The organism is Vulcanimicrobium alpinum, from assembly GCF_027923555.1.
GTDB classification, from domain to species: domain Bacteria; phylum Vulcanimicrobiota; class Vulcanimicrobiia; order Vulcanimicrobiales; family Vulcanimicrobiaceae; genus Vulcanimicrobium; species Vulcanimicrobium alpinum.
This window is the reverse complement of the sequence record NZ_AP025523.1, coordinates 215,994-236,777: the sequence shown is the minus strand read 5'-3', so window position 1 is coordinate 236,777 and position 20,784 is coordinate 215,994. Positions and strand designations below refer to the sequence as shown.

Here is a 20,784-nt window from a genome sequence, read left to right as displayed (position 1 = left end):
ATCATGGCGATCGATTACACCGAACGGATCCCCAACAACGTCGAACTGGCGTCGAACCGCACGCTGCAGCGCGCGCTCGAGCACTGGCAGCCGGCGTTCCTCAACTGGTGGAAAGAACTCGGCCCCAGCGACTTCCAGGCCGCCGACGTCTACTTGCGCACCGCGATCTCGGTCGATCCGAAGGGCTGGGCGCACTACGACTACGTGAAGATGCCCGAGTACCGCTGGGGCATCTTCCTCGCCGAACCGGAGACGGATCGGCGCGTCGGCTTCGGCGACGAGCTCGGCAAACCGGTGTGGCAGCAAGTCCCCGGCGAACACCGCTCGACGCTGCGCAGGCTGATCGTGACGCAAGGCGACACCGAACCGGCGTCGGTCGAACAGCAGCGTCTGCTCGGCCACACCGCGCCGTCGCTCTACGACCTGCGCAACCTCTTTCAGGTCAACGTCGAAGAAGGCCGCCATCTGTGGGCGATGGTCTACCTGCTCCACGCGTACTTCGGGCGTGACGGCCGCGAGGAAGCCGAAGAACTGCTGGCGCGTCACTCCGGCGACGCCGACAACCCGCGCATCCTCTCCACCTTCAACGAGCCGATCCGCGACTGGCTCTCGTTCTTCATGTTCACGTTCTTCACCGACCGCGACGGCAAGTTCCAGTTGAAGTCGCTGGCGGAGTCGAGCTTCGATCCGCTCGCGCGCACCTGCCGCTTCATGCTGACCGAAGAAGCGCACCACATGTTCGTCGGCGACACCGGGATCGCGCGCGTCGTGCGACGCACCCTCGAGGTGATCGATGAGATCGGCACCGACGATCCCGAAGCGGTGCGCCGCGCCGGCGCGATCGATCTGCCGACGATCCAGCGCTACCTCAACTTCTGGTTCTCCTCGTCGCTCGATCTGTTCGGCGCCGACGCGTCGTCGAATGCGGCGTCGTATTTCGCCAACGGCATCAAGGGCCGTCCCGACGAGAAGAAATACGGCGATCACGTCGCGGCCGGAACGTTCGACCTCGAGATCCCCGACGGCGACGCCGGGACCCGCATTGAAACGATCGCGATGCGCAACGCGATGAACGAGGTCGTGCGCAACGCGTACGTCGACGACTGCATGAAAGGGCTCACGCACTGGAACCGCATCCTGGAGGCGGCCGGGCACGCGTACCGCTTCACCCTGCCGAGCACGCGGTTCCGCCGCGGCGTCGGGAGCTGGGCGAACGTGCCGACCGATCCGGCCGGCAACCGCATCCCGCAGGAACAGTACGACGCGCAGATCGCCTCGTGGCTGCCCAGCGGCGACGACCGTGCGTTCATCGGCAGCCTGATGCAGCGCGTGACCGAACCCGGCAAGATGGCCGCCTGGATCGCGCCGCCCGACAAAGGGATCAAAGACCGCCCGGTTTCGTACGAGTACGTCCGGCTGGCATGACCGGCCGGACCGCGGTCACGCGGACGCGGGTGCGGTTCGGCGAGACGGACGCGGCCGGGATCGTCTTCTACCCGACGTTCTTCGTCTGGTTCGACCTCGGCACCACCGCGCTGCTGCGCTCCGCGGCGACCGAGTCGCTCCGCCTCGGCGACGGGCACCCGCGCTGGCCGCTCCCGATCGTCGAGAGCGGCGCCCGATTCTCGGCGCCGCTCTACTTCGACGACCCGATCGCGATCCGCTCGAGCGTGGTCGAGATCGGGACGCGGTCGCTGCGGGTCGAGCACGTCATCCTCCGCGGCGAGACCGAGGTCGCGCGCGGCTTCGAGGTGCGCGTCTTCATCGCCGTCGGAGAGGGCGGCGCGATCGCGTCGGAGCCGCTGCCCGACGAGCTCCGCGCATCGCTCTCCGCCGCGATCACGGTCGACGATCGGGACTGAATCGCAAAAGAGTCGGTCGCGGATAGGCCTTGCGTCCCGGCAAAGTCGGCGCAGGTCCGTCGCTTCGGCATGCAATTACGGGTACTCTGATGTCATGCTGGTCTTCGATCTGAGCCACGACCGCATGGCGGCCGTACCATTTCAAGCGGTTGCCGACGTGCAGGCGGCTCTGATCTTCGATGAGGACCGGTATCGCGACGCCGGACATCAGATCGGTTTGAACGACGCCGAGTTCAACGAATTCGAAGGACGCGTCTTCGACGGCAAGGTCACCAGGACGCACCTTCCGCTCGCGCTGGACGCGATGGCGGGTCAGCACCGCGGACGCGTGTACGCGATCAAATCGGTGCAGGTACGCCCCGGTGAATGGAGTTATCTGATCGCGCTCTCGGACGGAAAGCGCGTCTACGTCCCCGTGAAGTGCGGGAACCTCTCGTTGGTGCGACGCCCGGCGCCGGCCGTCGTCGCGCACGTCCCTGCGCACCATCGCACGCCGCAGTTCCATCCGCGCGTCGCCGCGGCGCACGTCGTCGCGCCGCCGGCGCCCAAGCCTCCCCAGGCGGCACCGCCGGCGGCGAGCGCACCGGTCGCGTTTCTGCCGCCGGTCGAAACCGCCGTCGCTGCACCGGTCGCCCCGGTTGCTGCGGCCGCCGGTCATCACTCGCTGTTCGTGCCGTTCTTCGCGTGGCTCGCCGGTTCGATCGGACACACGGTAGGCAACAACAGCCAGCCCCCGGCGTCATGCTCGACGAGCGACCATCTCCTGGAGATCTGCTGACCGATCCAGCGAACGCGGCGGTATGAAGGCCGCGTTCGACCCGTCGCTGCTGCTGTTCGTCCCCGCCGATCGTCCGGAACGCTACGCGAAAGCGATCGCCTCCGGCGCGACCGGCGCGATCCTCGATCTCGAAGACGCCGTCTCCCCCGATCGCAAAGCGTTCGCGCGCGAACAGGTGCGCGCGTTTCTCGCCGCCGGCGATGATCGCGCCCGCACGGCCGTCCGCATCAATCCGGCCGACGGCCCCGAGGGCGTCGCCGACCTCGCGATGCTGGCGTCGGCGCCGAGCGCCGCGGCGATCGTCGTCCCCAAAGCGAACGATCGCGCCGACCTCGAACGTGTGAGCGACGCCGCCGGCGACGTTCCGCTGATCGCGATCGTCGAGACCGCGCGCGGCGTCGTCAACTGCGAGCGCCTCGCCGCGACGGCGCACGTGCTCGCGCTCGCGTTCGGACCGTACGATCTGGCGGCGGAACTCGGCGGCGACACGTCGGCCGACGTGATGCTTCCCCACCGGGCGCGCCTGCTGATCGCGGCGCGCGCCGCCGGCTGCCTCGCGATCGACGGCCCGTCGCGCGAATACGGCGACCCCGCGATCCCGGCCCGCGACGCCGAACACGCAAAGCGGCTCGGCTACGACGGAAAACTCTTGATCCACCCCGCGCAGCTCGCGCCCGTCCGCGCCGCGTTCGCACCGACCGCCGACGAGGTCGCGTACGCGCGGCGGATCGTCGACGCCGCCGCGCGCGCCAACCCCGCGGTCCTCGACGGGACGATGATCGATCCGCCGATCATCCTCGCCGCCGAACGCGTGTTACGACGCGTCGGCGCGTAATCCGGCGCGCGCGAGGATCCACTCCGCCGTCTCGTCGACGAGCGCATCGCCGCCCGGATCGGTGAACGGCTCGTGGAATCCGCCGGGCACGCTGCGCAGCGTCGCGTCGCCAGAACCGACCGCGGAAAGGAACAACTGCGAGCCCGCGATCGCGGCGATCGCGTCCTCGTCACCGTGCACGATCAGCAGCGGCAGCGCGACGCGCGACGCATCGACGAGCGCCGCGACGCCGCCGCGCACCATCTCGTGCGCGCTGCGCACGGTGACTCCGTCTTTGCTGGTCAGCGGATCGGCGAGAAACCCGGCGCCGACGGACGGATTGCGCGAGAGAAGCCGCACGTCGAGCCGGGCGGCCGGCGTGCGCGGCACGAGCGCGGCGGCGAACGGCGCGAGCGCGCGGACGATCGCCGGCGTCGCGTGATCGATGCGCAGGGCCGGCGCAACCAGCACGAGCCCCGCCAGCCCGTCTGCCGACTGCTCGACGGAGCGGATCGCGACCAGCCCGCCCATGCTCGCGCCGAACAGAAACAGCGGGACCCCGGCGGCCGCGCGCGCCGCGGCTCCGCGCATCGCGGCCGCATCGTCGACCAGGGCCTCGAAACGCTCGATGAATGCCCGCGCCCCGGGCGAGCGCCCGTGGCCCCGCTGATCGTAGGAAAACGTCGTGATGCCCCGTTCGGCGAAGCGCCGCATCGTGCGTTCGTGGCGTCCCGCATGCTCGGCATAGCCGTGCACGAGCAGGACCGCAGCGAGCGGATGCGGCGCGTCGACGCGATAGCCGGTCAGGCCCGGGGCGGCCTCCCACGGAGCAAGCACGGGAAGCGCGTTCGGGCTCAGCGCTCGAGCGTGTCGCGCGGGTCGTGGCCGCGCTTGTACACCATGAACGTGCGCTCGTAGGAGATCACCGTCTCACCGCGCTGGTTCGTGCCGGTGGTACGGGCGGTGACGATGCCGACGTCCTTGCGCGAAGTCGACTCGCGCTTGCCGAGGATCTCGCTCGACGCGTAGATCGTGTCGCCGACGAACACCGGGCTCGGCAGCTTGACGTCGTTCCATTGCAGGTTGGCCATCACGTGTTCGCTCAGATCGGAGACCGAGAGTCCCACCGCGAGCGAGAGCGTGAAGCACGAGTTGACGAGGATCTTTCCGAACGGCATCTTCGCGGCCAGATGCTCGTCGAAGTGGATCGGATTGGTGTTGAGCGTGAGCATCGTGAAGAGCGTGTTGTCCGTCTCCGTCACGGTCCGCCCGAGACGATGGCGGTAGAGGTCGCCCGTCTCGAAATCCTCGTAGTAGCGTCCGGTCCAGCCTTCTTTGACCATCGCGGCGCCTTCGGCGCCGCGTGAGGCGCGGGCCTTGCGGACGTGTTGCGGATCAGATTCCGGGGACGCGCGGACCCCAGCCGCGGAAGGACGATGCGTCGGCGTAGTACGGGCGCAGCGTGCGCACCAGGCGTTCCGGTTCGGGCTGTTTGATCGTGGTTTTCATGCCCTCATGTACGGCGCTGCAGGCCCGGAGTTTCGGGCGTTGCGCGCAGCCAATCGTCGAACATCGTCGCCGGCATCGGCGGCGCGAACCGGTACCCTTGACCGTAGCCGCAGCCCGCGTCGGTCAGCCAGCGCGCCTGTTCCGACGTCTCGACGCACTCGGCGATCACCTCGAAGCCGAACTGCTCACCGATTCCCACCACCGCATCGACGATCGCGGCATCGTGCGCGTCGTGCGGCAATCCGGCGACGAACGCGCCGTCGATCTTCACCACGTCGATCGGCAGGCGTTTGAGGTGCGCGAGCGAGGAGTATCCGGTGCCGAAGTCGTCGAGCGCGACGCGGACGCCGGCATCGCGCAGCGATGCGACGCTGCGCTGCGTCAGCTCGACGTCGCGCATCGCGACCGCCTCGGTGATCTCGACCCCGATGCCGTCGAGATCGCCGTCGAAGTCGTGCAACCGCACGACGAACTGCGGATCGGAGAGATCCGACGCGGAGAGGTTGAACCACACCCGCAGTGATGCGTCGGCGCGCCGCCACAGTCGCGTCGCGTCGATCGTCTCGCGCATCACCCACGAACCGATCGCACCGAGCATCCCGTGTCGCTCGGCGAACGGGAGGAACTCCGCCGGGCGCAAGAGCCCGCGTTCGGGATGATTCCAGCGGAGCAGCGCCTCGGCACCGACGGTGCGGCGCGAGTGCAGATCGACGTGCGGCTGAAAATACAATTGCAGTTCGTCGCGGACCAGCGCCTGCGCGAGATCGTTCTGCAGCCGCCGTGCGAGCGCGAGACGTTCCTCGACGCGCGGATCGAAGAACTTGTGCCGACCGCGGCCGGCCTGCTTGGCGGCCAGCGTCGCGCTCTCGGCGCGCGCCAGCAAGTGTTCGAACGTCGTGCCGTCGTCCGGCGCGATCGCGATCCCGAAGGTCGCGGTCACGCCGATCGTCCGCGACGCATCGCGATCGCCGGTGCGGAACGGCGCCGAGAAGACCTCGACGTACGGCGCGAGACGGCGCTCGACGTCCGCGCGGTCGCCGACGCCGTGCATCAGCAGCGCGAACGAATCGCCGGCGACGCGAGCCACCGCGTCCTCGCCGGCGCGGGCCATCAGCGCGCCGGCGATCTCGACCAGCACGGAGTCGCCGCCCTGCGGGCCCAGCGCCTCGTTGACGTCGCGAAAGTTGTCGAGGTCGACGACGACCAGGGCGCTGCGGCCGCCGCTGCGCAGCGCGCTGAAGCTGCGCGCGCGGAACGACGGACGGTTGAGGACGCCGGTGAGCGGATCGTGCTCGACCTGGTAGCGCATCCGCTCGCGTTCGATCCGCTGCTGGAGGCGGGCCGCGCAGAACGACGCCAGCGTCTCGACGTAGGCCCGGTCGTGCGCGTCGAACTCTTTGTGCAGGGGCTGCGCCGCGAAGAACATGATGATGTGGAGCGTTCCGCCGGCGCGGAACGGCGTGCCGATCAGCGAGCGCCACGGCGCCGTGCGCACCATGCGCTTCCCGGCGACGCGCGGGTCCGCGCGCAGATCGGTCCACGCGCACGTCCGCCCCTCGCGCAGGATGACGCCGGAGATCGCGTCGGCGATCGGCACCCGCGTCCCGGGCCGGAGCGTCGGGATCCCGCCGTCGTCCTGCACGACGTCGATGACGAGGTCGGCGCCGTCGAGGTGCCCGATCAGCCCGTTGAAGAGCACGTGCTCGCGCATCGCGCGCGACGACTCGTCGAGCAGCGCGCGCAGAAACGCTTCGTCGTCGAGCGCGCTCGAACCGATCCGCCACAGCGTCTCGAGCCGGGCCGCGTGTTCGCGGCCGCGCAGCACCTCGTCGCCGGTCAGTTCGGCCAGCCGCACGCGCGATTCGCCCAGCGCCGTGAGGATCTCGATGCGGCGCGAGCACTCCGCGGCGTCGAACGGCCGGACGATGACGTCGGTGGCGCCGCGTGCGATCGCTGCGTCGCCGGTCGCGCGATCGTCGACGATCGCGAGCACCGGGACGGCCGCGAAGGCGGAGTCGCCGCGCAGCGCGTCGACCGCGCCGAGGAGCTGGTCGAATCCGAGCGATTCGTCGAGCACGACGAGGTCGGGGCGTTCCGCCGACGCGGCAGCGAGCGCATCGAGTCCCGACGCGACCACGTGCACGCGGAAGCGGGACGCCGGCCGGGCACACGCGCCGACGGCGCGCAGGGCCTTCGCATCGCGACCGGCGAGCACGAGCGAGCGCGTCACGGCGCGACCTTCGGGTGCCGTTACCGGCACCTGACCGCACGTACCAACACGATGACCACCTTCCCGCAACGCGGGCGGTCCCTAGCCCCTAGTATCGGCAGCAACGCGAGCGGCATGCAATCCCTCTTCTTCCCGGGCCGCAACTCCAGGATTCACGCCCGCGTCCACCTAATGGGATCAACCAACTTCCGGCTCTTGCAGGCTTTGTGCCTCGAACCGGACCTCTCGCCCCGTCGAGGAGCGACGGAGCGTTTCCCTTAAAGGCGCAATGGAACTACACGAAGCGACGGCGACCGCTCCAGCACGGCCGCGTCGTCGTCCGGCGCACGATCCGGCCCGTGCCGCGCAGCCGCGCGTGCCGCATCTTCGTCCCTATCAGGTCGAAGCGCAGCAGGCGATCCTCGAGCACCGCGCGCGCGGCGTGCGCACGCAGTTGGTCTCGCTTGCCACGGGGCTGGGCAAGTCGGTTGTCATCGCGACCCTACCGAAGCTGCTCTCGCTGCGGCCGGGCGACGTCACCGTCGTCGTCGCGCACCGCGACGAACTGATCGAGCAGCTCGTCGACAAGTTCCGCGTCGAGAACCCTGACGCGCTGATCGGCGTGGAGAAGGCCGAGCGCCGCGCCTCCGACGAGTGCAACATCGTCGTCGCCACCGTGCAGACGCTGGCCGAGAAACGGCTCGAAGAGTTCGTCGCCCGGTTCAAGCGACGGATCGCGCTCTTCGTCATCGACGAAGCGCATCATGCTGCGGCGCCGTCCTATCGGGCGATCGTCGACGCCGTCCTCGCGCAGCGTCCCGAGGCGATGATCCTCGGCTTCACCGCGACGCCGAATCGCGGCGACGGCGTCCGCCTCGTCGACGTCTTCGAGAAGATCGTCTACACCATGGACGCGCGCAAGGCGATCGACGCGGGGTACCTCGTCCCGGTCAAGTCGTACGCGGTCGCGACCTCGACCAACCTCGACGACATCGCCTCGCGCGGCGGCGATTTCGTGATCGGCCAACTGGCCGCGGCGGTCAACACGGTCGATCGCAACAAGCGCATCGTCGCCGCCTACAAACAGCACACGCCCGGCCTCAAGACGCTGGTCTTCACCGCATCGGTCGAACACGCGCGCGACGTCGCCCAAGAATTCGTCGAGTACGGGATACGCGCCGAATGGGCGTCCGGCGAGACGCCGCGCGAGGAGCGCGAGCGGATCGTGCGCGAATTCCGCGGCGACGGGATCGACGTGCTCGTCAACTGCGGACTCTATCTCGAAGGGTTCGACGTCCCGTCGGTCCAGGTGATCCTGAACGCGCGCCCCACCAAGTCGACGACGCTCTACACGCAGATCACCGGCCGCGCGCTGCGCCCGGTTGACGAGATCGCCCACGCGCTCTCACACACCGGGAGCGCGCTCGAGCGCCGCGAGCTGATCGAGAAGTCGCCCAAACCGGCGGCGATCGTGATCGACCTGGTCGACCAGGCACACCGCCATCAGCTCGTCACGGTACCGTCGCTGTACGGACTTCCGCCGCACATCGACGCGCAGGGCCGCATGACCGCGCAGGTCGCGGACAAGTTCGAGGAGCTGCTGCGCCGCGATCCCAAGCGCGCGGCCAAAGTGCGCAGCGCCGAAGAGATCGAGACGGCCCTGGTCGAGATCGATGCGTTCGCGGCCCCGCGCGAGATCAAGCCGACGTGGCAGGCGATCGATCCGGTCGACCACTGGCGGCTCGAACTCCCCCCGACGCGCGTCGCGTACGATCGGCGCGGCCGCGCGATCCCCGGCTTCGCGACGAAGTGGGACCAATGGGTCGCCGAAGCACGGCGCATCGCGCCGCACGAAGACGCCGAACGGTTCGCCTCGCGGATGCTCAGCGTCGACCCGAAGACGGTGCGCTGGGAACGCCGCCGGATCGACGTGAAGCGCGACGGCGAGAAATACGTCACGCTCTACTCCACCGAAGATCTCCCCGAGCGCGTGATCGAGGTGAGCTCGTCGCTCCCCGGCGCGCTCGGCAGCGCGTACCAGCGGGTCGACGAGATGCTCTCGGGCTACACCGCGATCCCGGTCAACGGGAACGGCGCCGCACGGCCTGCCCCCAACGGAACGGCGAACGGCACCAAGCCGAAACCGTCGGCGAACGGCGGCGGTCGCCGTCGCCGCGGACGCCGCGCCCGGGTTCCGCGCACGTCGCCGTGACCCGCCGCGCGGCCGCGTCGTTGTGCGCGCTGGCGCTGCTCGGCGCGACGTCCCCGGCCCGCGCGCGCAACCCTTGGACCCAGGCCGGTCACGTCCGCATCGGCGTCGTGAGGACGCTCGACAGCCTCAATCCGCTGCTCTCCGGTCAGGCCGCGTCGACCGATCTCGCACAGTTTCTCTTCGACGGCCTCATCCGCTACGACGACGCCGGGAACGCGATCCCCGACGCCGCGACCGCGGTGCCGACGCGCGCGAACGGCGGGATCTCTGCGGACGGCAAGACGATCACCTATCATCTGCGCCGCGATCTCCGCTTCTCCGACGGCGTCCCGCTGCGCGCCGAGGATGTGGTCTACACGTACCGGCAGGACGTCAACCCGCACAATAACGTTCCGTATCATTTTCCGTACGATCTGCCCACGAGCGTCACGGCGACGGATCCCTACACCGTGGTCGTCCGGCTGAAGGCACCGTCGGCGCCGTTCGTCGCGAGTTTCTTCCGCTGCGGCGCGCAAGGCGTGATCCTGCCGAAGCATCTGCTCGCGAACGTCCCCGACTTCAACCGCGCGCCGTTCAACACGCACCCGGTCGGCAGCGGGCCGTTCATGGTGGAGCGCTACGACATCAACAGCACGCTCGAGATGGTGCCGAACCCCTACTGGTTCGGCGGCAAACCGGGCCTCAAGCGCGTGACGTACCGCATCATCCCGAGCGAGAACACGCTGCTGGTCGCGCTGCGAACGCACGAGATCGACTTCTACTTCGGGGCGCCCGAACAGCAGTATGCGGAGCTGCGATCGCTCCCGCACGTGTCCTCGAGCGCGGCGCCGAGTCAGCAGTACGAGATGGTCGCTTTCAACGCGCGCCGCGAACCGTTCTCCGACGTGCGCGTACGGCGCGCCGCCGCGAAGGCCATCGATTGGAAAAACCTCGCCGCGACGACGTATCTCAACGTCGACCTCGCCGACTGGGGCGACATCTTTCCGAAATCGTGGGCGTATCCGAACCTCCCCGATCCGAACCCGTTCGACCTCGCGCGTGCGCGCGCGCTGCTCGACGAGGCCGGCTGGCAACCCGGTCCCGACGGGATCCGGACGAAGAACGGCAAGCGGCTCGAGGTCACGCTCTCGACGGTCGCCGGCGTCATGGTTCGCGAGAACGCCGAGGTCGCGCTGCAGTCGCAGCTGCATGCCGCCGGATTCGACGTGCAGGTGCGCAACGCGCCCGCCAACATGCTCTTCGCGCCCTACGGCGCCGGCGGTCTGCTGGCGACCGGAAAATTCGATCTGGGCATCTACGCATGGACGAAGAATCCCGATCCCGACGACACGCAGACGACCGGCCCCGGCTACATCCCGCCGCACGGCGCGAACTATGCGGGGATCGTCGACCCCGAGATGGGCCGACTTCAGCTGCGCGCGAGCGCGGTGTACGAGCGCGGGCCGCGGCGCGCGATCTACGCGCAGCTCGAACGCCGCTTCGGCGAACTGCTCTTCTCGCACACGATCGTCTGGCGCGCGAACATCAACGCCTGGAACGACGACCTGCACGGCGTGAAGCCGGCGGTCGCCGTCAGCGACTTTTGGAACGTCGCCGACTGGTCGATCTGACCGTACCGTCTCGAGAGGAAACCGTCCGTTGAGCGAATGGGTACGCCGCAGCGATGCGCTCGCGCAGTCCGTGGTCACGCTGATGGCGCTCGCGGCGCCGGAGCAGGCCTCGAACATGGGGCTGAGCAGCGCCGACGGCGCGACGACCGATCTGCGCTCCGGCTGGCGCGAGCGGATCGCGACGGCGGCGAGCGCGGCGCGCACCGCGCTTGATGCCGCGCTCCGCGATGAGGCCGAGCCGCGCCTGCGCGAGGACATCGCGATCATGCACGCGCGCATCGACGACATCGTCGACGGTATCGCGGTGCACGACGCGTACCTCGTCACGCTCGTCGACGTGCCGAAGCTCGCGTTCCTCGGTTTGCGCGTCCTGCTCGGGACGCAGAACCCGCCCGAGCGCAAAGCGCTCGCGCTCGCGCGTCTGCGGCGCTACGCCGGCACGGACGGCGGCGAGCCGCTCGCGGTCTCGGCCGAGCGCGAGACGCGGGAGCGCCTGGCGGTCGACGGGCTCACCGGGCCCTACGATGTCGAGGTTCGCACGATGCTCGCCCTCCATCCGGTGCTCGTCGCCGGGCTCGGCGAAATGCTGCGCGGAAGCGGGCTGCACGGCTGGGAGGACGCGCTCGCGGCATTCGCAGCGCAGTGCGATGCATACGCCCGCTTCGTCGAGCGCGAGGTCCTCCCGCGCGCGCGCACCGATCATCGCCTGCCGCCCGCCGCCTATGCGTTCGCGCTGCGCCACGTCGGCGTCGATATCGCGCCGCGCGAGCTCGCGCGCCGCGCGCACGAGGCCTTCGACGCGATCGCCGCCGAGATGCAGGCGCTCGCACCGCGCGTCGCGGTGGAGCTCGGGATCGACGCGCACGACTATCGCGACGTGATCCGCGCGCTCAAAGCGCGGCAGATCCGGGGCGACGCCGATGCGATTCGCGCGTTCTACGAAGCGCGGCTCGCCGAGATCGAGACGATCGTGCGCCGCGAGCGGCTCGTCACGCTTCCGGCGCGGCCGGCGCGGATTCGCATCGCGTCGCTCGCGGAGAGCGCCGAACTCCCCGTCGCGCACATGAGCCCGCCGCCGCTGGTCGGGAACACCGGTCAGGTCGGCGAGTTCGTCCTCCCGCTCGACGTCCCGCCCGCGGCGGGGAGCGACGGCACCGAACGCGCCGACGACTTCACCCACGACGCGGTCACGTGGACGCTCACCGCGCACGAAGCGCGGCCGGGACACGAGGTCCAGTTCGACCGCATGCTCGAGGGCGAACTGTCGCTCGCGCGCGCCGTCTTCGCGTTCAACTCGGTCAACGTCGAAGGTTGGGCGCTCTACGCCGAAGAGATCGTGCTGCCGTTCATGCCGCTCGCCGCGCAGCTCTGTTCGCTGCTGATGCGGCTGCATCGCGCCGCCCGCGCATTTCTCGATCCGGAACTGCAGAGCGGCGAGCGCACGCCGGCCGAGGCGCAGGCGTTTCTCGAGCGCGAGATCGTCTACTCGCCGACGTTCGCGCGCAGCGAGGTCGAACGCTATACGTTCCGCGCGCCCGGTCAGGCGACGTCGTACTTCTACGGCTACACGAAGCTCGTCGCACTGCGTGCCGCAACCGAAGCGGCGCTCGGCGCACGCTTCGACGCCTGCGCCTTCCACGATTTCATCCTCGATCAAGGCCTGCTTCCGCCGGATGCGCTGGGCGCCGCGGTGCGCGAGCGCTTCGTCACCGCGGGCTCGTAGCAACCCGCAGGCGTCCGGCGCGGTTAGCGGACACCGTGAAAGCTACCGTCTTCCACGGCGCGCGCGACGTGCGCGTCGAGACCGTCCCCGATCCCGCGATCGCGAACCCCGGCGATGCGATCGTCCGCGTCGTCAACGCAGCGATCTGCGGCTCCGACCTGTGGCCGTATCGCGGCACCGCGCCCTGGCAGCCGGGGGCGCGCCTCGGCCACGAGTTCACCGGCGTCGTTGAGGCCGTCGGTTCCGGCGTGCACGCCGTCCGCGCCGGCGACTTCGTCGCGGCGCCGTTCTCGTTTTCAGACGGCAGCTGCGCGTTCTGCCGCGCCGGCCTGCAGACGTCGTGCGAGCACGCCGGGTTCTGGGGCGGTCAGGAGAACGACGGCGGCCAGGGCGAGTTCGTCCGCGTCCCGTTCGCCGACGCGACCCTGGTCCGCATCCCCGACGCCGTCCGCGCCGACGAACGCAAGCGCGTCGCCGCGCTGGCGCTGACCGACGTCATGGGGACGGGATTCCACGGCGCGAAGGCCGCCGGCGTGAGCGCCGGCGGGACCGCCGTCGTGATCGGCGACGGCGCCGTCGGGCTGTGCGGCGTGATCGCTGCGCGCTACCTCGGTGCCGAGCGGATCGTGAGCGTCGGCCACCATCCCGCGCGGCTGGAGATGGCGCAGGGCTTCGGCGCGACGGACGTGGTCGATTCGAACGATCCCGACGCGGCGGAGAAGATCAAGGAGATCACCGGCGGCACGAGCGCCGTGGTCGAGGCCGTCGGCCAGCAGAGCTCGCTCGATCTCGCGCTCGCGGTGGTGCGCGACGGAGGAACCGTCAGTTTCGTCGGCGTCCCGTGGGGGATGTCGACCGTCGACTTCCGCCGGCTCTTCGGCGGGAACGTCGCGCTGCGCGGGGCGCTCGCGCCAGTCCGCGCATACCTGCCGGAGCTGATGGATGCGCTGGCGGCGGGGACGATCGATCCGTCACCGGTGTTCACCCACCGCCTGCCGCTCCCGGGATCGCCCGACGGGTATCGGGCGATGGATCAGCGCGAGGCCATCAAGGTCTGCCTGGACGTCTCGGCCGCGTAGACCGGGACTTCGATCGCGCGCGCCGCCTGGCGAACGAACCAGGCGGCGAGCAGCCCGAGGAGCGCGGCGTCGTCGACGATGCCGAGCAGCGGGATGTCGCCCAGGATGTTGAGCGGCGAGAGGATCAGCAGCGCTCCGGCGAGCGCGAGGAGCTTCAGCCGCAGCGGAACGCGGGCGTCGCGCGCGAGGGTGTAGGCGCGCGTCAGCGTGGTGCGCGAGGTGACGAGAAATCGGATGAGTGCCATGGGCACCGATAACGTCGCCCAGCCGCGGAAGTTTCGCCGACCGTTCGCTTAGCAGGGTGCTGAAATGGCCGGCCGATGCCGAGCCATTTCAGCACTCGTAGCGGTTCTGACAAGGGTTTCCATCGCGGAAGTCTCTCGTTCGGGGCATTTTTGGGGTGTTGCAACCTCGCATCACGCCGCAGCCCCAATCAGATTCCGTATCCTCGTCAAGTTGAATGCCGCGGCGGCGAAGGTGAATATCCAGTCTATGCGATCTCGGCCCCGATGTCGCGTCTTGCGGAGCGCTCCGACCGTTTTGAGCCAACCGAAGATCTCTTCAACACGCTTGCGCTTTCGTTGACTCCAAACATACCCCGGGGTGCCGCGTCGTCCGCCCGTCGATCGCGCTACTCCGTCGAGGGTCGCTTGTACATGCCACATGAGGTGTAACTTCGCGTTCACGACACTGCGCGATGAAGTCCGCGACGTCGTACCCTTTGTCTGCGCCCAGCGTAATACGTCCGCGATTCCGCAACCGATCTACCAATGCGAGCGCTGCCTCTCGCTCGGCGCGACCGCTGGCTATCGTGAGCGTCGCCTGTGCGACCAACCCGTTTCTATTCTCCATCAGTACGTGGTCGTGATAACCCAGGTGCGATGCTTGGCCTCGTGCCTTCTTGACCAAACGCGCGTCGGGATCGGTCCGGGACGCGTGCGTTTCATTGCTGCGGCGCTCGTCGCGAAAATCGACCGTTGGATTGCTTCCCGGTCCCGGACGACCATCGCCTGAGTCGTCCTTGGGTCGAAAACTCTTTTGGCCGGCCCAGGCTTCAATCAGCGTTCCATCCACGGTGAAATGCTCATCCGATACGAGTTCGCGCGCCTGAGCGATGGCAAACACTCGGTCGAAAAACGCACGTGCGATATCACCTTGCATTAGCCGTTCACGGTTCTTGGTGAACGTGGTCGCGTGCCAAACGGGATCGTCCGTATTGAGCCCTACGAACCATCGAAAAAGCATGTTGTAGTGCAACTGCTCGATCAGCATGCGTTCGCTGCGAACGCTGTAAAGCAGTTGCAAGAGCAGCGCTCTGAGCAGATATTCCGGCGGGATCGAGGCACGACCGTTGCTCGCATATAGCTGGCTGAAACGCGGCGAGAGATCGCGCAGAACGGGGTCGATCAACGCTCGCATCGCGCGTAATGGATGATCTTTCGGAATCCGATCCTCATCCGCAACATAACTCCACATGCCGCGCTGCACTTTCTCTCGCGTTCGCATGTCTCATTGTATCAAACGCTTACCCGACAAGGAAGGGAAACGCGACTTTTTCAGCACCCTGTTAGGCGGCGTTGCCGGCGTAGAATTTCAGCGCGACGCGCGCCGCGCTTCCGTCAACCGTGAGAATCGCGTACGAATAGAGCGGATTGCGTCGTTTGTCGGTCGGCGAGCCGGGATTCGCGACCAGCATCGCGCCCGCGTTCCCGACGTACGGACGATGGCTGTGGCCGAACAGCACGACGTCGGCGTCGCCGCCGGCGAACGCGTCCACCGCGCGCTCGCGCGTCGTGCCTCGTTTGCCGTCGCCGTGAATCATCCCGATGCGCACGTCCTCGACGGTCACGATCTTGCGGCGTCCGAACCGTTCGCGGATCGCCTCGCCGTCGTTGTTGCCGGCGACGGCGTCGAACGGCGCGATCGCTTCGAACAGCGGGACCGCGAGCAGATCGGTGAGATCGCCGCAGTGCAGGATGCGGTCGACGCGCGCGCGACGCAGTCCGGCTTCGAGCGCGCGCGGGAGCGCGCGGCCGAAGCGCGGGATATGCGTGTCGCTGACGACGCCGATCCGGGTCATGCCGAGATCGTACCCTGCGAACGGGGTTCGTCGTCAACTGCGACGGCAAGCGCCGACACGGCGTATGCGATCGCGCCGATCGCGATCGCTATGCGGCGGCGCAGGCGGAAACGGCGTGCGAACGCGTAGTCACGCGCGCACGAACGCCGCCGTTCCTCGACCAAGACGGCGAGGACGAGCAATGAGAGTGACACGAAAAAACCTCCGGGGAACCGGAGGCTTCATCAGAACGACGCGACGACGAAGCGTCGGATCAGCCTGTTGCTGCCTCCGGAGATGCAATGAAGGTGCGCGAAACGAGTCCGGTCGTTCCGACGGGGATCATCTGCTGCACGAACTGATTCATATGGCCATCTCCTTTCTGCACGTGCGTCGCGCGCCGTGCGTTCGCCGAGGGTATCATGCGGTCGCCCAGGTTGTCTAGTCTAAGGCGGATTGCTAGTGCGCCGACCAGCCGCCGTCGATCGCGATCGGAGCGCCCGTGATCGAGCGTGCTTCGTCGCTGCACAGGAACGCGCACAGCGCACCGACTTCCGCGACGTCGATGAAACGCTTCGTCGGCATCGCCTGCAGAAACGCGCGCTCGAGCGCTTCCTCTTCGCTGATCCCGCCGCCGTACGACCGGACCAGATCGGCGGCTTGACCGCGCACCAGATCGGTCATCACCGCGCCGGGGCAGATCGCGTTCACGGTGATCCCGGCCTCGGCGCCTTCGAGCGCCGCGGCCTTCGTCAGCCCGACGACGCCGTGCTTCGAGGCGACGTACGCCGGTTTGAAAGGCGATGCCACGAGCCCGTGGACGCTCGCGATGTTGACGATGCGTCCGCGACCGCGCGCGACCAGATGCTTCCACGCGGCCTTGGTCGCGTGAAAGACGCCGTCGAGATCGACGCCGCGGACGAGATCGTACTTGTCGTCCGGAAACTCCGCGATCGGCGAGACGAACTGGATCCCGGCGTTGTTCACGAGGTGATCGAGCGCACCGAAGTCCGATGCTACGGCGTCGAACGTGCGGCGCACCGCAGCGGGGTCGCGCACGTCGCAGGCGTAACCGCGCGTCGCAACGTGAAACGCGGCGGCAATCGCGTCGGCGGCGGCCGCGGCGGTCGCTTCGTCGAGATCGACGACGGCGATGCGCGAACCGGCACGCGCCAGCGCTTCTCCGCACGCGCGTCCGATGCCGCGGGCTCCTCCCGTCACAAGACTGATCCGGTCGTGTAAATCGATCGCGAACAAGGTCGCCGCCCTCCTGTGGGTAAGGAGATCGCCCCGTGAACAAGTTGATCCTTTCCGGAGTCGCGCGCTCGTTCGGCGATATCCAAGCGGTCCGCGACGTCTCGTTCGAGCTGCCGGCAGGGTCGACGCTCGGTCTGCTCGGTCCCAACGGTGCCGGCAAGACGACCACGATGCGCATGATCCTCGGGATCTTGGTCCCCGATCGCGGGACCCTCACGTGGAACGGCGAGCCGATCGATCTGTCGGTCCGGCGCCGCTTCGGCTACCTCCCCGAAGAGCGCGGCCTCTATGCGAAGATGCGCGTGCGCGATCAGATCGCGTACTTCGGCCGCCTGCACGGCGTGCATCGGCCCGACGACCGCACCCGCGCCGACGCCTGGATCGAACTGCTCGGGCTGCGCCCGTACGCCGACCGCAAATGCGGCGAGCTCTCGAAGGGCAACCAGCAGAAAGTGCAGATCGCCAGCGCCGCGCTCCATCAGCCCGAGCTGCTCGTTCTGGACGAGCCGTTCTCCGGGCTCGACCCGGTGAACGCCGAGATCCTGCTCGACGCACTGCGCACGCTGCGTACGGCCGGGACGACGCTGATCATCTCCTCGCATCAGATGTGGCAGGTCGAGGAACTCTGCGAGCGGTTCTGCATCATCGCCAGCGGTACGGTGAAAGCTGCCGGGACGCTGCCGGAACTGCGGGCGCAGTGGCCGACGCGCGTGATCGAAGTCGAACCGGCGACCGATGCGTTGCGCGCGGTCTTCGCGCGCGATCCGCTGGCGCGGGCGCTCTACACCAACGGACGCGCGACATTGGCCTATGAGGTCCCCGCCGACACCGATGCCGCATCGCTGCTGCGCGATCTCGTGGCGGCCGGCGACGTCACGCGGTTCGAGCGAGTCGAACCGCGGCTCAACGACATCTACCTGCGCGCCGTGGGGCCGGCGGCGTGAACACGATCGCGGTCGTCTTCAGCGCCGAATTCGAACGGCGGCTGCGCTCGCGGATCTACATCGCGGGGACGCTGCTCGGCGCGATCGCGATCGCGCTGATCGCGTTTCTCCCGGTCGCGGTGACCGGCTTCGCGGTCTCGACGAAGAACGTCGTGCTCGTCGGCGATTCCGAGCTCACCGCGGCGGCGGCGAACGCCCTGCGCGGCGATTACGCGATCGTCGCCCGCGAGCCCCGATTGAACGCGCCGCCGACGATCGCGTACCTCGACGCGCACAGCAAAGCCGCCGCCGTCGCGGTCCTCGAACGTCGCGGGAGCCTGCTCCACGTGACCGCGTACACGCGCGATCCGGGTTCGCTGCGCCCCTCCTTCGCGCGCGATCTCGCCGCGCTGCAGCTGCAGTTCGCGACCGGGATCCCGCAAGTGAAGGTGACGTCGCTCAGCCGCGTCGCGGTCGAAGAGCGCGACATCGGCGGCAAGTTCGCCGACGCCGATCACGCCGAGGGCGCGAAGTTCATCGGCCTGGTGTTCGTGATGGTGCTCTACCTCTCGATCCTGCTCAACGCGCAGTCGATCGTCATGGCGGTCGCCGAAGAGAAGACGAGCCGGATCGCCGAGCTCCTGATCTCGGCGATCGATCCGAGCCGGCTGCTCTTCGCGAAAGTGCTCGCGGCGACGGCGACGGGATTCATTCAGCTCGGGATCTGGATCGTCACCGCGGCGATCGCCGCGCAATCGGTGGGGATGCTGTTCAGCAACGCGCTCTCCACCGCGCCGGCGAGCGCGAGCGCAGCCTCCGCCGCGACCCTCACCGCACCGTCGGTGCCCGAGGTGCTGTGGTTCATCGTGTTCTTCGTCATCGGGTTCGCGCAGTGCGCGGTCCTCTTCGCCGCCGCCGGTTCGCTCGTCAGCCGCAGCGAGGACGTCGGCAGCGTGACCGGACCGCTCTACATCCCGATCATCGGAGCGATCTTCATCGCGCAGTTCGCGCTCCAGTTTCCCAACGCGACGAACGTGGTGACGTTCAGCTTCATCCCGCTCTTCGCTCCGTTCGTCATGTTCACGCGCGTGATCGTCTCGACCGTGCCGGCCTGGCAGCTCGCGCTCTCGCTCGCGATCAACATCGGCGCCGCGGTCGCGCTCGCGTGGTTCGCGGGGCGCATCTATCGCGTCGGCCTGCTCATGTACGGAAAGCTCCCCACGCCGCGCCAGTTCGTCGCCGCGATGCGCCAGCGCTAGGACGCGATGCCCCGCGCGCTCCTCCCGCTGCTCGCGATCACGTTCGTCGACGTCCTCGGGTTCACGATCCTCATCCCGATCCTGCCGTTCTACGCCGAGCAGTTCGGCGCGAACCCCACCGTCGTGGGCGCCATCTACGCGACGGTCGCGTTCTGCTCTCTCGTCTCGTCGCCGTTCTGGGGCGCGCTGAGCGACCGTATCGGACGCAAAGGGGTGCTGATCGCGGCGCAGGTCTTTTCGTTCGCGGGCTTCACGCTGCTGGCGAGCGGAAACGCGTTGTGGACGATCTTCGCGGCCCGCGCGATCGAGGGGCTCGGCGGCGGCGGTCTCGGCGTCACCGCCGCGTACGTCACCGACGTGACGTCGCCGCAGAGCCGTGCCCGGGCGTTCGGTTTGGTCGGCGCGACGTACGGACTCGGCTTCTTGATCGGGCCTGCGCTCGCCGGCGCGCTGGTGCGCTTCGGATACCACGTCCCGTTCGCGGTCGCTGCCGCACTCGCGCTGCTCACCATCGTGCTGACGATGCTGCTGCTGCCCGCGTCGACCGGCGCGGTAAAAACGGCGCCGACGTTCGCGGAGATCCGGATCTCACTGGCCTCACCGGTGCTCGGCCGGTTGATCCTCACGCAGTTCGCGTTCGCGATCGCGTTCACGTCGTGGGTGACGGTCTTCGCGCTGTGGGCCGAACGCGTGCTGCACTTCGATGCCGTGCACGTCTCGACGATCTTCATCGTCTCGAGCATCGTCGGGATCGGCGTGCAGGCGGGCTTGATCGGAAAACTCGTCGATCGCTTCGGCGAAGGACGCGTCGCGCTGACCGGCTTCGCGATCGCGGTCGTCGCCTACGGCGGCGTCGGGTTCGTGACCGCGCCGGCGCAGGTCTATGCGTTCGTCGTGCTGTGGTCGCTCGCGGGGGCGCTGATCCGCCCCGCACTGGGCGCGCTGATCTCCGACGCCGCGCCGGCGGCGCAGCGCGGGACGATCCTCAGCGTGAACGACAGCCTCAACAATCTCGCGTTCATCGTGGCGCCGTTCGTGGCGACCGCGCTGCTGCGCGTGAACCCGCACCTCAGCGGGATCGTCCCCGCGACGTTCGCGTGCGTCGCGCTCGCGCTCGGATTCCGCCTGTTGGCCCCCCCGCGTCACGCTGCGCTTGTCGAAGCGCCGACCGCGATCGCGCACGCAGATGCGTGACGGGAGTGTGATGCGCACCGGACCGGTGCGCGTTTTAGTAGACGGTTCAACCGCGGGGCGGTGAGCCCCAGCCCGACTGCACGTAGACGCCGTCGACGACGATCGCCGGGACGGTCGGATCGCCGCCGGTGTAGCGGAACATCGCGTCGCGCGCGGCGCGGTCGTTCTGCGCGTCGTGGACCGCGTAGGTGACGCCGCGCGCGTCGAAATGCTTCAGCGCGGCGGAACAGTACGGACAGGCCGGCGAGATGTAGAGCTCCACGGTGCGGCCGGGTTCGAGCGTTTCCAGGTCCATG

General features: G+C 68.7%; 19 protein-coding genes and 1 pseudogene. 11 read left to right on the top strand and 9 right to left on the bottom strand.

The window, feature by feature from the left end:
- The first annotated feature begins 3 nt into the window (after positions 1 to 3).
- The 4 genes from boxB (at position 4) to WPS_RS01120 (ending at position 3,475) form a co-directional block, all read left to right on the top strand.
- Positions 4 to 1,425: a benzoyl-CoA 2,3-epoxidase subunit BoxB gene (boxB, locus tag WPS_RS01135; protein WP_317996029.1), complete on the top strand. Its 1,422-nt coding sequence runs from the start codon at positions 4 to 6 to the stop codon at positions 1,423 to 1,425.
- On the top strand, positions 1,422 to 1,862 hold the full coding sequence (locus tag WPS_RS01130) for an acyl-CoA thioesterase (RefSeq protein WP_317996028.1): 441 nt from the start codon (positions 1,422 to 1,424) through the stop codon (positions 1,860 to 1,862). Before boxB ends, WPS_RS01130 begins: the two co-directional genes overlap by 4 nt.
- Before the next feature lie 94 nt (positions 1,863 to 1,956).
- Positions 1,957 to 2,640 carry a hypothetical protein gene (locus tag WPS_RS01125; protein WP_317996027.1) on the top strand — a complete coding sequence of 228 codons (684 nt, stop codon included), beginning with the start codon at positions 1,957 to 1,959 and terminating at the stop codon, positions 2,638 to 2,640.
- Between the two features lie 22 nt (positions 2,641 to 2,662).
- Entirely contained in the window at positions 2,663 to 3,475 is an 813-nt protein-coding gene (locus WPS_RS01120; protein ID WP_317996026.1) for an HpcH/HpaI aldolase/citrate lyase family protein, read from the top strand.
- Here WPS_RS01120 and WPS_RS01115 read toward each other — a convergent pair.
- The 3 genes from WPS_RS01115 to WPS_RS01105 form a co-directional block, all read right to left on the bottom strand.
- Positions 3,455 to 4,291, bottom strand: a complete 837-nt coding sequence (locus WPS_RS01115) for an alpha/beta hydrolase (protein WP_317996025.1) — start codon at positions 4,289 to 4,291, stop codon at positions 3,455 to 3,457. The two genes, WPS_RS01120 and WPS_RS01115, sit on opposite strands and share 21 nt — an antisense overlap.
- A 17-nt stretch (positions 4,292 to 4,308) precedes the next feature.
- Complete coding sequence (locus WPS_RS01110) at positions 4,309 to 4,797, bottom strand: MaoC family dehydratase (protein WP_317996024.1); 489 nt, start codon at positions 4,795 to 4,797, stop codon at positions 4,309 to 4,311.
- Between the two features lie 170 nt (positions 4,798 to 4,967).
- Positions 4,968 to 7,193 (bottom strand): GGDEF/EAL domain-containing response regulator, encoded by a 2,226-nt coding sequence (locus WPS_RS01105; protein ID WP_317996023.1) that lies wholly within the window; start codon positions 7,191 to 7,193, stop codon positions 4,968 to 4,970.
- Between the two features lie 355 nt (positions 7,194 to 7,548).
- Between WPS_RS01105 and WPS_RS01100 the strand changes: the two genes are divergently transcribed.
- From WPS_RS01100 to WPS_RS01085, 4 genes are read left to right on the top strand one after another with little or no spacing between them, the layout of a single operon-like run.
- Positions 7,549 to 9,384: a DEAD/DEAH box helicase gene (locus WPS_RS01100; RefSeq protein ID WP_317996022.1), complete on the top strand. Its 1,836-nt coding sequence runs from the start codon at positions 7,549 to 7,551 to the stop codon at positions 9,382 to 9,384.
- Positions 9,381 to 10,994 (top strand): peptide ABC transporter substrate-binding protein, encoded by a 1,614-nt coding sequence (locus WPS_RS01095; RefSeq protein ID WP_317996021.1) that lies wholly within the window; start codon positions 9,381 to 9,383, stop codon positions 10,992 to 10,994. Before WPS_RS01100 ends, WPS_RS01095 begins: the two co-directional genes overlap by 4 nt.
- Positions 10,995 to 11,022: 28 nt before the next feature.
- Positions 11,023 to 12,717 (top strand): DUF885 domain-containing protein, encoded by a 1,695-nt coding sequence (locus tag WPS_RS01090; RefSeq protein ID WP_317996020.1) that lies wholly within the window; start codon positions 11,023 to 11,025, stop codon positions 12,715 to 12,717.
- Positions 12,718 to 12,752: 35 nt separating this feature from the next.
- Positions 12,753 to 13,796 (top strand): zinc-binding dehydrogenase, encoded by a 1,044-nt coding sequence (locus tag WPS_RS01085; RefSeq protein WP_317996019.1) that lies wholly within the window; start codon positions 12,753 to 12,755, stop codon positions 13,794 to 13,796.
- Here the strand turns inward: WPS_RS01085 and WPS_RS01080 are convergent.
- The 5 genes and pseudogenes from WPS_RS01080 to WPS_RS01060 all read right to left on the bottom strand — a co-directional run bounded on the left by WPS_RS01080 (position 13,751) and on the right by WPS_RS01060 (position 17,112).
- Positions 13,751 to 14,041, bottom strand: coding sequence for a hypothetical protein (locus WPS_RS01080; RefSeq protein ID WP_317996018.1), 291 nt, complete (start codon positions 14,039 to 14,041; stop codon positions 13,751 to 13,753). The two genes, WPS_RS01085 and WPS_RS01080, sit on opposite strands and share 46 nt — an antisense overlap.
- Before the next feature lie 171 nt (positions 14,042 to 14,212).
- Positions 14,213 to 15,302 (bottom strand): annotated as a pseudogene (locus tag WPS_RS01075) (IS5 family transposase).
- Between the two features lie 61 nt (positions 15,303 to 15,363).
- On the bottom strand, positions 15,364 to 15,876 hold the full coding sequence (locus tag WPS_RS01070; protein WP_317996017.1) for a metallophosphoesterase family protein: 513 nt from the start codon (positions 15,874 to 15,876) through the stop codon (positions 15,364 to 15,366).
- The gene (locus tag WPS_RS01065; RefSeq protein WP_317996016.1) at positions 15,873 to 16,070 is read right to left on the bottom strand and encodes a hypothetical protein; all 198 of its coding nucleotides are present in this window, start codon (positions 16,068 to 16,070) and stop codon (positions 15,873 to 15,875) included. Before WPS_RS01065 ends, WPS_RS01070 begins: the two co-directional genes overlap by 4 nt.
- Before the next feature lie 244 nt (positions 16,071 to 16,314).
- Positions 16,315 to 17,112, bottom strand: coding sequence for a 3-hydroxybutyrate dehydrogenase (locus tag WPS_RS01060; RefSeq protein ID WP_317996015.1), 798 nt, complete (start codon positions 17,110 to 17,112; stop codon positions 16,315 to 16,317).
- A 35-nt stretch (positions 17,113 to 17,147) separates the two neighbouring features.
- Here WPS_RS01060 and WPS_RS01055 point away from each other — a divergent pair, with 35 nt between their 5' ends.
- Genes WPS_RS01055 through WPS_RS01045 form a run of 3 tightly spaced genes read left to right on the top strand, consistent with a single transcriptional unit; the run spans position 17,148 to position 20,488 of the window.
- Positions 17,148 to 18,056 (top strand): ABC transporter ATP-binding protein, encoded by a 909-nt coding sequence (locus WPS_RS01055; protein WP_317996014.1) that lies wholly within the window; start codon positions 17,148 to 17,150, stop codon positions 18,054 to 18,056.
- Complete coding sequence (locus tag WPS_RS01050) at positions 18,053 to 19,294, top strand: ABC transporter permease (protein WP_317996013.1); 1,242 nt, start codon at positions 18,053 to 18,055, stop codon at positions 19,292 to 19,294. The genes WPS_RS01055 and WPS_RS01050 overlap by 4 nt, the downstream gene beginning before the upstream one ends.
- Positions 19,295 to 19,300: 6 nt before the next feature.
- The gene (locus WPS_RS01045) at positions 19,301 to 20,488 is read left to right on the top strand and encodes an MFS transporter (protein WP_317996012.1); all 1,188 of its coding nucleotides are present in this window, start codon (positions 19,301 to 19,303) and stop codon (positions 20,486 to 20,488) included.
- Positions 20,489 to 20,534: 46 nt separating this feature from the next.
- Here the strand turns inward: WPS_RS01045 and WPS_RS01040 are convergent, their stop codons facing one another.
- The gene (locus WPS_RS01040; protein ID WP_317997584.1) at positions 20,535 to 20,783 is read right to left on the bottom strand and encodes a glutaredoxin domain-containing protein; all 249 of its coding nucleotides are present in this window, start codon (positions 20,781 to 20,783) and stop codon (positions 20,535 to 20,537) included.
- Position 20,784 lies beyond the last annotated feature (1 nt).

Coding starts and splice junctions, on each gene's coding strand:
- WPS_RS01045 (WP_317996012.1), top strand. CDS start 19,301: ATGCCCCGCGCGCTCCTCCCGCTGCTCGCGATCACGTTCGTCGACGTC.
- WPS_RS01080 (WP_317996018.1), bottom strand. CDS start 14,041: ATGGCACTCATCCGATTTCTCGTCACCTCGCGCACCACGCTGACGCGC.
- WPS_RS01110 (WP_317996024.1), bottom strand. CDS start 4,797: ATGGTCAAAGAAGGCTGGACCGGACGCTACTACGAGGATTTCGAGACG.
- WPS_RS01125 (WP_317996027.1), top strand. CDS start 1,957: ATGCTGGTCTTCGATCTGAGCCACGACCGCATGGCGGCCGTACCATTT.
- WPS_RS01070 (WP_317996017.1), bottom strand. CDS start 15,876: ATGACCCGGATCGGCGTCGTCAGCGACACGCATATCCCGCGCTTCGGC.
- WPS_RS01120 (WP_317996026.1), top strand. CDS start 2,663: ATGAAGGCCGCGTTCGACCCGTCGCTGCTGCTGTTCGTCCCCGCCGAT.
- WPS_RS01130 (WP_317996028.1), top strand. CDS start 1,422: ATGACCGGCCGGACCGCGGTCACGCGGACGCGGGTGCGGTTCGGCGAG.
- WPS_RS01040 (WP_317997584.1), bottom strand. CDS start 20,783: ATGGACCTGGAAACGCTCGAACCCGGCCGCACCGTGGAGCTCTACATC.
- boxB (WP_317996029.1), top strand. CDS start 4: ATGGCGATCGATTACACCGAACGGATCCCCAACAACGTCGAACTGGCG.